The sequence below is a fragment of the Sphingomonas floccifaciens genome (assembly GCF_042681125.1).
Taxonomy (GTDB): Bacteria; Pseudomonadota; Alphaproteobacteria; order Sphingomonadales; family Sphingomonadaceae; genus Sphingomonas; species Sphingomonas floccifaciens.
The window spans coordinates 13,672-28,503 of sequence record NZ_JBHUFC010000016.1 but is presented as its reverse complement, the minus strand read 5'-3'; the positions used below and the strand labels follow the sequence as shown (position 1 = coordinate 28,503).

General features: G+C 61.9%; 13 protein-coding genes. 2 read left to right on the top strand and 11 right to left on the bottom strand.

The window, feature by feature from the left end; all coding sequences use genetic code 11:
• The first annotated feature begins 37 nt into the window (after positions 1-37).
• Positions 38-343 (top strand): helix-turn-helix domain-containing protein, encoded by a 306-nt coding sequence (locus ACFSC3_RS17025; RefSeq protein WP_380941539.1) that lies wholly within the window; start codon positions 38-40, stop codon positions 341-343.
• Entirely contained in the window at positions 340-1,584 is a 1,245-nt protein-coding gene (locus tag ACFSC3_RS17020; protein ID WP_380941538.1) for a type II toxin-antitoxin system HipA family toxin, read from the top strand. Before ACFSC3_RS17025 ends, ACFSC3_RS17020 begins: the two co-directional genes overlap by 4 nt.
• Before the next feature lie 56 nt (positions 1,585-1,640).
• Here ACFSC3_RS17020 and ACFSC3_RS17015 read toward each other — a convergent pair whose 3' ends face one another.
• From ACFSC3_RS17015 to ACFSC3_RS16965, 11 genes are all read right to left on the bottom strand, one after another.
• Positions 1,641-2,282 carry a recombinase family protein gene (locus ACFSC3_RS17015; RefSeq protein ID WP_465270259.1) on the bottom strand — a complete coding sequence of 214 codons (642 nt, stop codon included), beginning with the start codon at positions 2,280-2,282 and terminating at the stop codon, positions 1,641-1,643.
• 323 nt (positions 2,283-2,605) lie between these two features.
• Positions 2,606-3,004 (bottom strand): hypothetical protein, encoded by a 399-nt coding sequence (locus ACFSC3_RS17010; protein ID WP_380941536.1) that lies wholly within the window; start codon positions 3,002-3,004, stop codon positions 2,606-2,608.
• Between the two features lie 11 nt (positions 3,005-3,015).
• The gene (locus ACFSC3_RS17005; protein ID WP_380941535.1) at positions 3,016-4,188 is read right to left on the bottom strand and encodes a tetratricopeptide repeat protein; all 1,173 of its coding nucleotides are present in this window, start codon (positions 4,186-4,188) and stop codon (positions 3,016-3,018) included.
• 60 nt (positions 4,189-4,248) lie between these two features.
• Entirely contained in the window at positions 4,249-6,408 is a 2,160-nt protein-coding gene (locus ACFSC3_RS17000; RefSeq protein ID WP_380941534.1) for a GumC family protein, read from the bottom strand.
• Between the two features lie 68 nt (positions 6,409-6,476).
• Positions 6,477-7,103: a polysaccharide biosynthesis/export family protein gene (locus ACFSC3_RS16995; protein ID WP_380941533.1), complete on the bottom strand. Its 627-nt coding sequence runs from the start codon at positions 7,101-7,103 to the stop codon at positions 6,477-6,479.
• A 132-nt stretch (positions 7,104-7,235) separates the two neighbouring features.
• Positions 7,236-8,615, bottom strand: coding sequence for an O-antigen ligase family protein (locus ACFSC3_RS16990; protein WP_380941532.1), 1,380 nt, complete (start codon positions 8,613-8,615; stop codon positions 7,236-7,238).
• 4 nt (positions 8,616-8,619) lie between these two features.
• On the bottom strand, positions 8,620-9,741 hold the full coding sequence (locus ACFSC3_RS16985) for a glycosyltransferase family 4 protein (protein ID WP_380941531.1): 1,122 nt from the start codon (positions 9,739-9,741) through the stop codon (positions 8,620-8,622).
• Positions 9,742-9,747: 6 nt separating this feature from the next.
• The gene (locus ACFSC3_RS16980; RefSeq protein ID WP_380941530.1) at positions 9,748-10,806 is read right to left on the bottom strand and encodes an EpsG family protein; all 1,059 of its coding nucleotides are present in this window, start codon (positions 10,804-10,806) and stop codon (positions 9,748-9,750) included.
• 74 nt (positions 10,807-10,880) lie between these two features.
• Complete coding sequence (locus ACFSC3_RS16975) at positions 10,881-12,266, bottom strand: hypothetical protein (RefSeq protein WP_380941529.1); 1,386 nt, start codon at positions 12,264-12,266, stop codon at positions 10,881-10,883.
• A 5-nt stretch (positions 12,267-12,271) separates the two neighbouring features.
• Positions 12,272-13,378, bottom strand: coding sequence for a glycosyltransferase family protein (locus tag ACFSC3_RS16970; protein ID WP_380941528.1), 1,107 nt, complete (start codon positions 13,376-13,378; stop codon positions 12,272-12,274).
• Complete coding sequence (locus tag ACFSC3_RS16965; protein ID WP_380941527.1) at positions 13,375-14,814, bottom strand: MATE family efflux transporter; 1,440 nt, start codon at positions 14,812-14,814, stop codon at positions 13,375-13,377. The genes ACFSC3_RS16970 and ACFSC3_RS16965 overlap by 4 nt, the downstream gene beginning before the upstream one ends.
• Positions 14,815-14,832: the final 18 nt, after the last annotated feature.

The window sequence follows — 14,832 nt, the reverse complement described above, 5'->3', positions numbered from 1 at the left end:
GCACCACAGTCCATATAAGGACGATATATTTGCTTATATGCGCCATATCGGCCATATAGGGACGATGCTTTTTACGCCGTCGGAACTGGCTATCACCATTGGTCAGCGCATTCGTGCCCGACGAAAGGCTATGGGTCTGACGCAGGCCGATAGCGCAATCCGGGCCGGCGTATCCTATCGCACGTGGCGGCGGATGGAGGCTGAGGGAAAGGCGTCGATCGACGACCTGGTCCGGGCAGCGCTGGTCCTGCGGTGTGAAGATGCGCTGACCAGCTTGTTTCCGCCACCCGCCGCGGCGAGCATGGATGCCCTGTTGCGCGATCAGCGACAGGCGCGACGGTGAAGCTCGCCCCCGGACAGCCACTCCTCGTCGCGCTGCATGGCGAAGCTTCCGCGGCCCGAGTGGCGATTGCGGACGGTGTCGCCCAGCTCGAATGGTCCGCCCAGGCCGTGGCCGACGGGCGGCGGTTATCACCGCTTTATTATCCGCCCGAGCCGGGCCTGCAGGCGGCACGCACGCGCGATTTCGACGGGTTGCACGGCTTCCTGGCCGACAGCCTGCCGGAGGGGTGGGGAGCACTCCTCATGCGGCGGCGGCTTGCCGCGCTCGGCGTGGACATGGGGCGCCTGTCCGCACTCGACCGGCTAGCGCTGGTCGGCGACCATGGCCGCGGCAGCCTGACCTTCGCGCCCGCGACCACCCCGGCTGCGGAAGCGGATGTCATCGACCTCGACGCGCTGGCAGCGGAATCACAGGCGATCCTGCGGGGAGAAGGGGGTGCACTCGGCGACCTGCTCGCGGATCTCGGCGGGGCGTCGGGCGGGGCACGGCCCAAGGTGCATGTCGGCTTCGGCCCCGACGGTGCGATCAGCATCGGGGACGGCGAACTGCCACCGGGACATGCGGCGTGGATCGTGAAGTTCCGGGCGAGCGCCGATCCGATCGATATCGGCCCCGTCGAACAGGCCTATGCCGTGATGGCGCGCCAGGCCGGGCTGACCATCGGTGAGACCCGGCTGATCCCGGCCCGCGCCGGCCCGCCGTGGTTCGCGGCGCGGCGTTTCGACCGGCCGGGTGCGGGCGCGCGCGTGCACATAGTGTCGCTGGCCGGCGCGATCGAGGCGCCGCCGCAGGCCGCGGGCGCGATCGACTATGACATGTTCCTCCGCGCGACGCGGGCGATCACGCGCGATGAGGAAGATGTCGTCGCCGCCTTTGCTCGCATGGTGTTCAACGTGCTGGCCGGCAACCGTGACGACCACAGCCGCCAGCATGCCTATCTGATGGACGATGCCGGCAACTGGCATCTTGCCCCCGCCTATGACCTGACCTTTTCCGATGGTCCGGGAGGCGAGCATTATCTGGCGGTGGCGGGGGAGGGGGCGATGCCCACGCGTGGCCATGTCGATCGCGTCGCCAAGCTCCACGGCATTGCCCCGAAGCGCGTCGCCGAGATCGTCGAGCAGGTCGGCCACGCGGTCGCCGGATGGGACGCAGCCGCCCGCGATGCCGGCGTCAGCCGCGACACGACCGCGCTGGTTGCGGCAAGATTGGCGACGATCCGCACCGAATTCGCCGGCTGAACGCGGCGGTTAGAACGGCTCGTCATTGATCCGAAGGCATACGCTCGCCGGGTCGATCACACGCTGTCGGATTCCTGTGACGCCAAACCCGGCCCGCCCCCGCCCGCAGCAACCTTCGCGCGATGCTGCGCCGTGACCCGCTTGACCTGTGCGATGCTGCATCCCGCCAGTTCGGCAGTGCGAGCGATGCTCATGCCCGCCTCGCGCAACGCGATGATGCGGCGATGGTGCGCCAGGTCGGGTTTGCGCCCGGTGTAGCGACCGGCGCGCCTGGCGATTTCTATCCCTTCGCGCTGGCGTTCCCGGCGCGTCTCATACTCGTCCCGCGCGGTCTGCAGCGCGACGCGCAGCAGCATGTCCTGCACCGCCTCGAGCACGATCCGGGCGACGCCGCTGCTGTCGGCGACCAGGTCGCTCAGGTCGACGATCCCCGGCACCACCAACCGCGCGCCCTTCGCCCGGATCGCGGCGACGAGACGTTCGGCCTCAGGGAGGGGGAGGCGGCTGATCCGATCGATCTTTTCAGCAATCACAACTTCGCCGGGTTGCAGGTCGTCAATCATTCGCAACAGCTCGGGCCGATCCGGCCGCGCGCCCGACGCCTTCTCGCGGTAGACGGCAGCGACATAATACCCCGCCCCCCGCGCATTCGCGACGATCGCTTCCTGACGCGCGAGATCCTGCTCGTCGGTACTCACCCGCAAATACACACGCGCGGCGCGGACCAATGGCGGGGCAGGGGTGGCGCTTTCGGGTATACCCATCGGGGCCGATGGTGCGCCGGGTGGCTCAGGGAAGCAAGGGCCGATGCTATTGCGCCAGGCCAGACAAGCCGGGTTAAATGAGCCAGGTTGGCGTGCTAGGGGGTCCGACGTTCAGATTCGCCCGAACCGAAATGGTGATCCCGTGCGGCCCGGGCGCCGTGTACCAAGCGACCTAAGCATCGGAGGCGCGCTGAGGCTCCGCTGACAGACCGGTGTGGGCCGAAGGTCGAGCGGCCCTAAATTGGTCGGAAACCGCGTTAGCGCGGCCGCCCGGTCGTGCGCGCCTGATCCTCGGCGACGACGAACGGATCGGTCGCCCCCGCCTGCGGATCGTAATTGCGGTCGATCCGGGTGCGCAGGCGGTTCTGCACGCGATTCTGGATCCGGCTCGCGATCCGCGCCATCGGCTTGATGCTCGCCTGCTCGGCCGCGGTGTCGCGGGTCTGGCGCTGGCCGACCTGCCCGGCCGAGGATTGCGCGGTACGGCCGGGCTGGTTGGTCTGGAGCGGCGTCTGCTGCTGTTGTTGCTGGGCGACCGGTTGTTCGTCGTCCTGTGTCCCGGTGCCGGAGGTGGTCGTCGCCGACTGACGTACCTGCGCGACGGCGGGCACTCCCATCAGCACCACACCGAGGCCGGTCAACACGGACAGGCGCATCGCCATCTCCCTCACCGCGCCGGCGCCAGTTCAACCCGGTCGAGTTGCCCCGACAGACCCGATACCGCATCCGACGGCCGCGCCATCAGCAACAGCGTCTGCACCGGGCATCCTGCGGGTATACTGAACGTGCCGGAGAAATTGCCGCCGGCGACGCCCGAATTCGGCACCTCGACGCGGCCGAGTTCACGCCCGTCCTGGCAACGCAGCGTCCAATAGGGCAGGGCGCCCGCGGCTTGCTCGATCCCCGTGCTGTGTCCGGTCAGGCGATAGCTGCCGGGGGGAAGCAATTGCAGCTGCTGGAGCATCGGGCCGCCGACGCTGGCCGGCGCAGCGAAATCGAAGATGCCACCCTGGATACTGGTGGTCAGGCCGGACCCGTCGTTGATCGGCGTCCAATCAAGCTGCGACGGGCTTTCGGTAGCTTGCGCGAATTTCGGATCGCGCGCGCGACGGCGATCGGCGCCGGGATGAACCGCTGCATAATAGGACCAGGCCGCGTCGATCTGCCCGGCGGCGATCAGCGAATTGATGGCACCCGCACGGGCGCTCTCAGGCACTGGCACGTTCGCACGACGCAGGGCGGTGAACAGGGCTGCAGTGGACTGAGGATCAACACCATTACCGGAAACGAAAGTGATGAAATTTTCACCCCACAACGGCTTGGCCGCCAGCGTCTTGACCAACTCGACGCGGATCAGTGGATCGTCACTTGCCGCGGCCATGACCGGGTAAAGCAATTCTCCCATTGTCGGGAAAACGCGCAACGTGATGTCATACTGCCGAACAGCACCCGGCAGGTCGCCGCGCTCGACCGCATCCTCGATCATCCACAGCTGCGTACGCAGATCACGACGTGACAGCTTTTGCGCATAGGTGAAGTAGCGTCGCGCTGCCGCCTTGTCACCGCGGCCATCGGCAATGATGCCAAGCGTCGCGGCGGCCGCGACCGCCGTCGGATCCTGGCGCAGAGCCTGCTTGGCAAGCCTCTCGGCCCGAGCGCGATCCTGCGGCGTCGCCCCTTCACCGGACAGCGCCTCCGACAGCGCAGCGGTGATCCGCCCGTCATAGGGTGCGAGCCGGAAGGCCAGCTCGGGATCGCTCGTGACCACCACCTGCGCGATGGAGAAGGTCACGCTATAGTAACCGAGCACCGCCGCCGCCACGGCCAGCACAAGGCGCACCCCCCATTCCTTTGGCGAACGGCGCGCCAGGTCGCGACGAAGGGACATGATCGCTACCGCTTAGGCCTTCTTCGGCTCGCCACGGCCATAGCCATAGCCATATTCGTAGCCATAGCCGTAATGCGCCTTGCGTGCGTCGAACTTGGTCAACACGCCGCCGAAGATCCGCGCGTTCGCTGCGGTCAGGCGGCCGAGCGCGGTCTTCACCAGGCTCGAGCGGATACCATGCGATTCCACCGCATAGACGACGCCCTCTACCCGGCTCGCGATCAGCGGCGCATCGGCGAGGCCCATGACCGGCGGTGAATCGATCACGACATGGTCGAACCGCTCGAGCAGCCGGTCGATCAGCACGCCCAGGCGATTGCCCGTCAGCAGCTCCGCCGCATTCGGCGGGATCGGCCCCGCCGACATCGCGATAAAGCCGAGGTCGCTCATCGGGAAGGTCAGGGCTTCAATGTTGTCCTCACCCGCCAGGAAGTTGCTGAGGCCGTGATTGTGGTCGACCCCACCCAGGTGATGAACCGATGGCGAACGCATGTCGCCATCAATCAGGATCGTCCGCTTGCCCGCACGCGCCAGCATCGTCGCGAGCGCGAGCGCCGTGGTCGACTTGCCTTCCGCCGGTCGCGTCGAGGTGACGGAGAAGGACCGCGGCACACCATGCTCGGTAGTGAAACCGAGATTGGTGTTGATCGCGAGATAGGCGTCGACCAAGTCCGATTTGCGGTCGAGCAACTCGTCGCGCGGCGCGGTGCCGTCGGTGACCTTCGGCACCGATCCCAGCAACGGCAGGCCGAGCCGCCGCTCGACCTCCGCCGGATCGGCGATCGCCTCGTCCATCTGCTCCAAAGCGAAGGCGGCGAGTGCACCGAGACCGAGTCCGACGAACAGCGATGCCAAAAGGTTCAGGACGAGCCGCGGGCTCGAAGGCCGCTGCGGTACATCAGCCGTATCGACCACCGAAACATTGTTGACCCCGACGCCGCCGGCGACACCAACCTCCTTGTAGCGCTGAAGCAGGCCGTCATAGAGTGCGCGGTTGGTATCCACCTCCTGCTGGTAGATATTGTACTGGATACTGCGGCGGCGATTATCGAGATAGCTCGACTTGAGTTGATTGACCCGGGCCTGAAGCGCGCTTTCGCGCTGCTGTGCTTCACGATATTCAGCCTGGACCGATCCCGACACACGTGCTTCCTCGCGCGCGATCGAACGGTCGAGTTGGTCGATTTGCGTCTGGATCGCCTGAGCGGCGGGATAGCCCGGCTCGAACTGGACCATCAGTCGCTGATATTCGGCGGCAAGTTCGGCGCGGCGCTGCCGCAGGTTGTTGATTGCCTGGTTGCGCAGCGCCTCGGCCGACGCACCGGCACGACCGCCCTGCTGTGCGCGAGCCTCCGCCTGAATGCGTTCCGCAGTCGCTTGAGCGAGTGATGCATTGAGAGCTGCAAGGTCGTCGGCGACAATCGACCGCTCAACCGTAGGACCGCCGCTGCCCCCGCCCTGCGCCGGCAAATTGATAATCTGCTGGGCCGACGCATAGGCGACCAGCTGGCGCTGGCTATCGTCGAGGCGCTCCTTTTGAAGAGCTAGCTGGCGCTGAAGCAGGTTACGGCCATAGGACGTCGCCTGGATCTTGCGCTCTAAGTTGGTCTGGATGAAATTGTCGGCCCAGGCATTCGCCACACGCGCGGAAAAACTCGGATCCGCGCTGGTGAAGGTAATATCGACCAGGCGGGACAATCGCGTCGGATCGACCGACAGATTACGGAGCAGTATCTCACCTGCAACACGCTGACGTTCGGCTTTTCCCGTCGATGGGTATCGACCATTGATCAACCGGAATGCGGGAGTATCCTCCCTTTCCCGGAACAGTTCATAGAATTTGGGATCATCAACCAAACGCAGCTGTGTCGCTACACGCTCCGATAAAGCCCGCGAGCGCAACAGGCCATATTGCGTCTGATAGAATTCCTGGTCGAGCGAGCCGGTTTCCCGCTCGACACCCTGAAAACTGGTCACCTGATTTGCTTCGCGCGCAATCTCGACGGTTGCAGTCGCCGTATATTTCGGCGTCATCAACAACGTGATGACAAGGCCGAGCAGAACACACGCGACGGTCACGCCGATAATGACGTACTTCCAGCGGAAGGCAATCCGCAGATACTGCCGGAGGATCGAGATGCGATCGGCCTCGACCGGAGAAGCAACCGGCATTTGCGAGGGCCCAAAGGCTGCAGAACCGCCCAGGTTCGACGAAATAAGATTCATGGACGTTCGAAGCCTTACTGCAAAACGGCGATAAGAGGTGCGGCAAGAAGCGGCGCCAGCGACACGAAGTCGCGGAACAGGCGGCGTTGCGGCGAGTCCCCGACGACAACGACGTCGTTGGCATAAATCGGGGGATCGTCATACGCACCACGGCGGATCGCGGCGATATTGTAGAGGCCAGCCAATTTGCGCCCCTCGACGGTACGGAGGATTACGACGTCCTCCTGACGTGCGAATTCCGACAACCCCTTGGCCGAGGCAAGTGCACGCAACAACGTCATCTGGTTGGTGACCGGATAGAGTCCGGGTTCGACGACCTGTCCATCGATCGTCACGACCTGACTGACCGAACTCTTGATGTTGACGGTCACTTCCGGATTGCGAACATAGCGGCCGCGGAGCGACGCCTGGATCATTTGGGCCAGTTCGCCTGCCGTGCGGCCGCGCGCATCCACTGTTCCGACCAGCGGCATGGCAATGCGACCGCTCGCATCCACCTGAATCTCCCGGCTGAGGTCGGGTACGTTGAAGACATCGACTTGGATCGTGTCGAGCGGACCGATCAGTGCCGGTCGATCCGCCGCCGTCAGGTCCTGACGCGTCGGGGCAGGCAGCGTCGCCGTATCTTCGACGACGGTCAACCTGTTCGTGGACACCAACGGCTCGCGTCGGGCGCATGCAGATATGGCAACGACTACCAAAAGGGCGGTAACGATTTTTCGCATGCTCTCGGGAAGCTTCCGGAAGATATAGGAGCCGCCGCGCTATAGATGCTACGGGACCTGCGGTAAAGCAGACGCCTCCGCCGACCTTTGCGCGCTCGCCAACCACGCTGCCGCAATCGCCACGACAGCCATCATAACCGGCGTGCGCGCGGGATAGTCGACGATGCTGGCCAGCATGACCAATAGCAGCGTAGCCGAACCCAGACGCGCCATCGTGATATCGTCGTTCGCTCGTCTCCGCCATGCCTGGATAGTGGACCATCCCCACCAGCACACCGCCCCCCCTGCCAGCACCAACCCAGGCAAGCCGGCATCGATCGCCAATTCCAACCAATCATCGTGAGCGTGATTGAAGTAACTGGGCTTGAGCAATTCGAGCGGCTCACCAAGCCGGAACATCGCATCGAACCCGCCGAAGCCATAACCTGTCGGAAAGTAGGTGCCGAACATCGCGAGCACGGTCGGCAACCCCCGTGACCGCATATCCTGGCTTGTGTCCATCGCGAATGCACGGTCGATCGACACCGCCCGGTCGGCGGCGACACTGATAAGAACAAAAATTCCGATGACCCCGACGATGCCCGCGACAAGCGCGAACATCGCCCATCGAGGCGCACGTCGTATCCTGGTACGAATTCTTCCCCCGGCTACGAGCAGACCAAGGCCCAAGCCGAGCACTCCTAACACCATGCCTGCCCGCGACCCGGTCGCCAGGATGGTCAGGACGAACAACGGTACCAGTCCAATGGCGGTAGGTATCCGCCATCCCGTTTTTGCCTTGTCGGCGAGCGCCCAAGTTGGAGCAAGGAGGCACCCGATAGCCAGAAGCAGTGCGAAGTGATTGCGGTTGGCGAGGGGCCCGCTCACCTGCCCCGGGGAATCGTTGACGAAGACATTGTCGATCCCGACACCCGAGAACTGCAGCAGCCCGGCGACCATCGCGATCGTGACGGCCGCCAGCACGAGACTTAGCAGCCATCGGCGGTCGTGCTCATCCAAACCCGCCATCAGGAGCAGTACGACGAGGGGTACGGTCAAGGTCGAAATTGCATTCACAGCGAATTGCGGGGCGATCGCGAGTGGACGCGACAATTGGGCCGTACCGCCCAGCACGTCGGCTTCGGCGAACACAGTTCGTCCTGGTAGGAGTTTCCACATATCATATGGTAAGGGGATTAAGTGCGACAGGATCAGCACGAATGCGGCCGAAAGGATCAGCAGCGGACCTTTTACCGTCTGTAGGGTGCCCATCCTGGCGAACGCGATGATGACGATCAATATCGCGCAGGACGCGCCGCGGGTAACGGCCTGCCCCGACACGTCGCCACGCGACGCTCCCCCGGCCAGCAGCAAGACCGCGATCAATGCACCCAGAAGCATTAGCGACAGGCTCGGCCAAGGCCGCTGTCGCGCAAAATTGCTGACCACCGATTTATTCCTCCAGCAGGTCGATAATCAAATGATCGACCCGCCTCGAATCGAAACGCTCCTCTGCCAGCACACGACTGGCCCTGCCCATCCGCTGCGCTAGTCCCGGCTCTTCGACCATATGAAGCATGGCATCGGTCAAGGATTGCACGTCCTTGATCGGCACCAAATAGCCGTTGACTCCAGGCACCACGGTATCACGGCATCCGACATGATCCGTGGTGACGATTGCCCGCCCGAGGGCCATCGCTTCCTGAATGCTGCGCGGCACGCCTTCCCGATAATAGGATGGCAGCACGAACACATCAGAACGCGTCAACCATGCCTGAACATCCGACACACGTCCGGGCCACTCGATCAAGCCTTCATCTACCCATGATCTGACTTCCGCAGCCTGCAACGAACCTGGGTTGTCGTCGACTTCGCCCAATAGAAGGAAAGCAGTATCGGGATGGCGGCGCCGAACCTGTCTAGCCGCCTCGACATACTGGCGTACACCTTTCTCTTCGATCAACCGCGCCGCCAGCGCAAAGACTGTCGCACGATCACCAACCGGCTTAGGTGTAAGGGTGTCGAGTTCTACGCCGATACCACCGATGTTCGTCGTCTTCTCCTGCGCCACCTTGAGATCGGTGACCACGACCGACAGATCATCCTCGTTAAGGACCAGCGTCCGGTCAGCGCGCGCCAATGCGAAACGCAGCAAGCCACGCATCGCCGCGGCGATCATTCGGTGGCGGATAGATGCGCCAGCATCCTCTGCAAAGCCGTAGCCCAGCCCTTCGAGCATGACGATCCGGCGCGGCACTCGCGCCAGGAAAGCCGCTAGCGTCCCATAAATACTCGGTTTTATAAAGTAACAGAGGACTGCTTCAGGTCGCCATTCCATGAGCCGTGCGCGCAACTCGACGACAGTGGCCAAGTCGACGGCCGGGTTCGTTCCGCTACGCTGCAGCCGATATCCGACCGGCTCGGCGCCCAATCCAGCCACCGCCGCGCCGCTTTGGGCGTCATAGTCTGGCGCGAACGCCTGAACCTGATGCCCCCGCTCGACCAATCGACGGATTAGCGATGCCCTGAACGCCAAGACCGATTGCGCGCTGTTGCCGATAAGCGCGATACGCATCAGCAATCACGCCCATCTGACCTGCCAGACGTTAATGTACGGTATCCAGTAATTTGCGAATGTTGCATATAGCAACCATACCAGAAAAAGAATAGCGTACAAAACAATTATTATAACTGTCGCAGGTATTTCGTAGATCGGATTCCGCCGGCCGATCGAGGCAGCCAAGCCGGCATATGACATACTTTGAAACGGCACGAGAAGAATACCAATACGATCCATAATAGTCCGAGATGGTATTATGAAATATAGCGGCAGCATGATGATCATCATCATTGCCATATTCCTGAATAGGGCATAGCGGTCTTCAAATATTTCTTTTCGCTCTTTTATTAGGAAAAAGGCTAGACCTGCAACCAGGCCGATCGCTATTCGTGGCAGAGTACCGGATGAGTCGATATCTCCTTCCAGATAGAGAGCCAGAGTGTCACCCAACCCGCGTGCGACAACGAGGATGAGAGCGGCGATAATGATGCCCCCCCCGACTGATATGCTGACCCAGCGATTGCGCGAAGCGGCCAGAACGAATGGCGGGAATATCAACAGCGTCGATTTGTGAAAGAGCAGACCAAGGCAGAGCCAGCCCAACCATCGCCAGCTGATCGAGCCGTGGAATGCGCGGCACGCAAGCATTATGCAGCCGACCGCTGCCGCTTGGCGGGTGTAGCCCATCGCGGTAATGACGATAAGCGTTGGGACCGCCACGACGAGCGCCAATCCCGGACGCGGCAGGATTTGACAGAATAATATCAGTCCAGCGCTGAAAATACCCGCACATATCAAGTTGACGTGCCATACCTGACCACCAGCTTGGCCAACCAGCCAGTTGATTAACGAGTAGGCGCTGTCCCCCTGCCCCAGCGCATCGAACAAGGTGCTCCTGGACGCATCAAGAAAAATAAGCTCGTACGTGACCCAGTCGACGCCGATCTGGTAACGATAGCCGATGAATATCGTAAGAAAGGCGAATATCATGAATGCCAGGACGTAACCCCCGGCCGGCTTCCACAATTTGAAGGCGGCAATCAGTGCAAATGCGATGTATGTTGCCAAATATATCAGCAATTCTGTCTTCCCACTTCCCTGGTACGATCATCTCGGCACATCGACACCGAGCGGGCACGTGACGCAAATTGCCGTCATCGGTCAGGATTGGCCTCGATCCGGCCAAAGCCATGCCATTTGCCGGGCGCGACGCAAACCCAGCCAATGACTTTACCCGGTTGCGGTTTGTCATTGAGCCAGATTGCTCCGGCTGCAAACCTCCCGGCAGACGGCGGAGCGGCACCCGCACCCAGAATAGCGGCTTGGCCGCTCTCGCCGATCGTCATGCCGTTCGGCAACCACGGACGCGAAGCCCGGACGTTCGCGGCTATGTCTCCGGCCGGGAGACGCAGCACGGGAACGTCGCCGTTCAGGACATCGACGTAATTCTCCGATAAAAGCTTGGTAATTCGAACGCGGTGCCCGTCGCCATGCATCAGATCGACACCACCGGTTCCCATGCGGAGATAGCGACCAGCAGCGCCGGGCGGGCGGGCGGCCCCGGCTTCGTCGTCCGCAAACACCTGCGCCGTCCGCGAGAAGACTTCGCCCGAAGGCAAAGTGCGCAGCATCGCGCCGGAGTGTCCACTAACATAGCCGAGCGGCGCAAACACCATGTTACGGCTGTTTAGGTTGTAGCTCTGTCCTGGCTCCGCATAACAGGCAATATAGACGCTACGGTTGGGTAGCGTGGGATCCGACACGAACCCGCCGCTGCGGTTTCCGTCGACCTCGCCTCCGATGTAGCTGTTGCCAAGAAGGCTGCGATCGTAAAAGCCAGCTCCGTCATTGTCGAATGACCTCGACCCGATCAGTATACAGGCATTTGCGTCATCGCCGTGGAAAGCAAAGCCATTACCGCCGTTGGCGCGCGCCGAACAGTTGAAGAAAGCGCTGCCGTTGGCATTGCCTTGGATGCGCTCGCTTTGTGCTTCGATATGAAATCCATCCCGCGGGAAAGTGACGACGTCGACTTCATGGAAATAGGCCGGCGTGGCGCTGAGAATGCCATCCACCTCCACATCACGGTGTCCGACCCACTCGACAGTAAATCCTGCAAAATGAGTCCGGCGAGCGCTCCCCCCGGTTGCAGTCTTTTCATGCGGCAGGATGACTGCCGCCCGCCGTCCGCCCAGGCTCGCATAGCTCCCATCGGCGAAGATTAATCGGGTATGCTCTTTGGTACCGCCGGTGATCGATAGGGGCCGGCGAAAGACCAGCGACCGCGTCAAACGATAGGATCGTCCGGGCGCCAGCTCGAGCGCATCGCCCGCCCCGAGGGACGCAAGCGCTCGCTCGAAAGCATGGGTATCGTCGGCTTTCCCGTCACCGATCGCACCAAAGCCCTCGATCCGTCGCCCGACCCCACCGGAGGGCGGGGCAAGCCGATCCTCATTGATCGGAGTCGACGCTGCCGCGTTGACACCGATCAGTCCCAATCCGGACAGGACATACCGGCGATCGGGATTGGTTGGCGTCATGGTCCCTACGCCCCGTAACAGGCGTTGAGCATATGAAAGAAATCGTCGAGCTGGGTCTGGCGCAAGGTCGAGAACTTCTCGTCCCACAACCGACGCCCCCGGGTCCCCGCCGCACTGCATGCGGCCGCATCCAATGTTTCGAACGTGGCGACCAGGTCCGCCAGCGTCCCATCGAACAGGAATCCACTCCCGGCCTCGGCGACGAGCGCGGCGGGTGGAGTGCCGACATTGGTCACCAGCGGCTTGGCCAATACCAGATGCTCGTACATCTTGTTGGGCGACGCATAACGATGCGCTGGAGCCGAAAGCAGATAAGGACCATACATCACATCGGCTTTCGCCATTTGGCCAAGCGCATCGGAATAGGTCTGATGGCCGATGTACGACAGATTCCGGATATTCGCCGCCTTATCTATAAAGAATTGATGTAGTTCACCGGTACCACCGACCACGAATTCAATTCTCCCTGTCAGCGCTTCGCAGATTTCAGGAATATATTCCAGGCCGCGATGCCGCGCTTCCAAAGTACCAATATAGACTACACGCAATATATTATGATTTTTTGATAATTGTGGCACATAATCCGGCACGTCCGGAATATTGGATATGATGGCGGTGGCTGGCGTCCGGGCGACGCCGTACTGGGTGAGGCGAACGGGATCAGGAAAGATGACAACCGATGCGGCCGATATCCAGCGACGCTCCAATGACATCATCACCGAACCCAGACGACCCTGCCCTAGAATGGCACCAATACTGTCGAAAGCATCGTATACGACGGTCTTACCGAGAATACGGCCCAGAGGAACACCGATAATCGCGGTGTCGAAATCGACCGCGTGGACGATGCCATACCGCTTGCGATATGCGATCATCCGCGTCACGATGAAGATCATCCAGCGTAACCGCGCCGCCAGACCGCGCAATCGCCGGCCGTATCCCCCGGCCGCCTCGCAAACGACCGTGTCCGCCTGATCGGACACTGGATCGCCGCGTGACCAGACGAGCTTGGTCACACGGAAGCCGCGTCGTTCATACTCCTGCGCCATCCTGGTCGATCGGGAATCACGCTCAAGAGGTAGCGAGCGCAGCATCATCACGTTCGGCATCATGGGATCATACTCGGACCGACAGGGAAATGCCGGGTCAGTCGCGTGCGCAATCGCGGCGGCAACGCGTTGGCAAACCCGCTCAGGCCCGACAGCAGCGCTGCGACGACGAATGCCACGCTCGAAAGGCCAAGCGCCACGAGCCAGCCACCCGGAAAATCGAACAGTGACACCCCTATGATAGCTGTCAGTGTCAGGGCGGCGCAGGCTGCCAATATCTTTGCCATTTCGCGGATGCGCGAACGGACTATGCTGATCGTCGCACTCCAGGCTGACCAGATCGATATGACTACGCAAGTGGCCAGCGCCGAGTACCATGCCGCACGTGTCAGTTCGCCGCCCCACCAGGCACCAAGCATGGCAGCTGCCGCTGTCGTGACGACCATAGCGACGATCAGTCCGAACCGCCGCCGTGCCAACCCGACCGATGCGAGACTGTAGAGAACCAACAGTCCAGCACCCTGCAGGATCGCGGGTACGACGACCAGGCTCGCGTTGGGAGCCTGTGCAACCGGAAAGACCAGCGCCACGATCCGCGGCCCGAAGATCGCTCCTCCGATAGCATAAGGAATTGCTATCGAAAGGGTGAACTCGAATAAATCCCGCGCAGTGCGGGCAATCGAATTCTCATCTTCGCTCTGTGCGGCAAGATAGAGCAGGCGTATCTGAGACAGGCCATATGCGTTGCCGATAACGGCAAGCGGGCCATAAAACAGGTCTGAGCAGAGCGCCCAAACACCTGCGCCGGCAACGCCTGTGACATGCCCCATGATGTTACGGGATGGCGCATTCACCGCAATATAGATGCCGAGAGTGGCGGCCCCCGCCACCCCTAGTGAGATATGCCGCCTCAGCGCCCGTAACGTATCCATCGACGGTCGGGCGACCTTCCACATTTCGACTACCGATGACATGCCGATCAAGGCAAGCAGGGTTCCAAGGATCTGACCGGCCACCGCGCCGACGAAGCCATACCCCGCCAACACAAACGAAACCGACAGCAAGAATGCCGTGCTGTTTCGTATCATGGCCAGACGGCTGTAGCCCCTTTCATCTCCCGCCGCATTCTTGATTGCCAGCGTAGTGTCGTAGCAGATGAGCAGGAATGCCAAGGCGATGACCGATGCGAGACGCGCCGCATTCATCGGAACAAGAAGTGGGGCGAATGCGGCCGTCGCAATTGCGATCAGAAGAACCAGTATCAATGCGGAGGCGATTGAAGACAGGCCTTCCCGATCTAGTGATCCGTCAGTCGTGAGAATACGATTTGCAATGGACGTCAGCCACGCACCCAGTATCATTTGCGCGAGCAGGGCGTTGGTGACAACAAGAACATATCGTCCAAGCGCCGGCGGATCGAGAAGATACGACAGCGTCAAGGTCGACAGCACAGTGATGAGCCGCGTACCTATCACGGCAATCAGATAGAGCGGCTGCATTGCGTTCCCCCTGGCGAA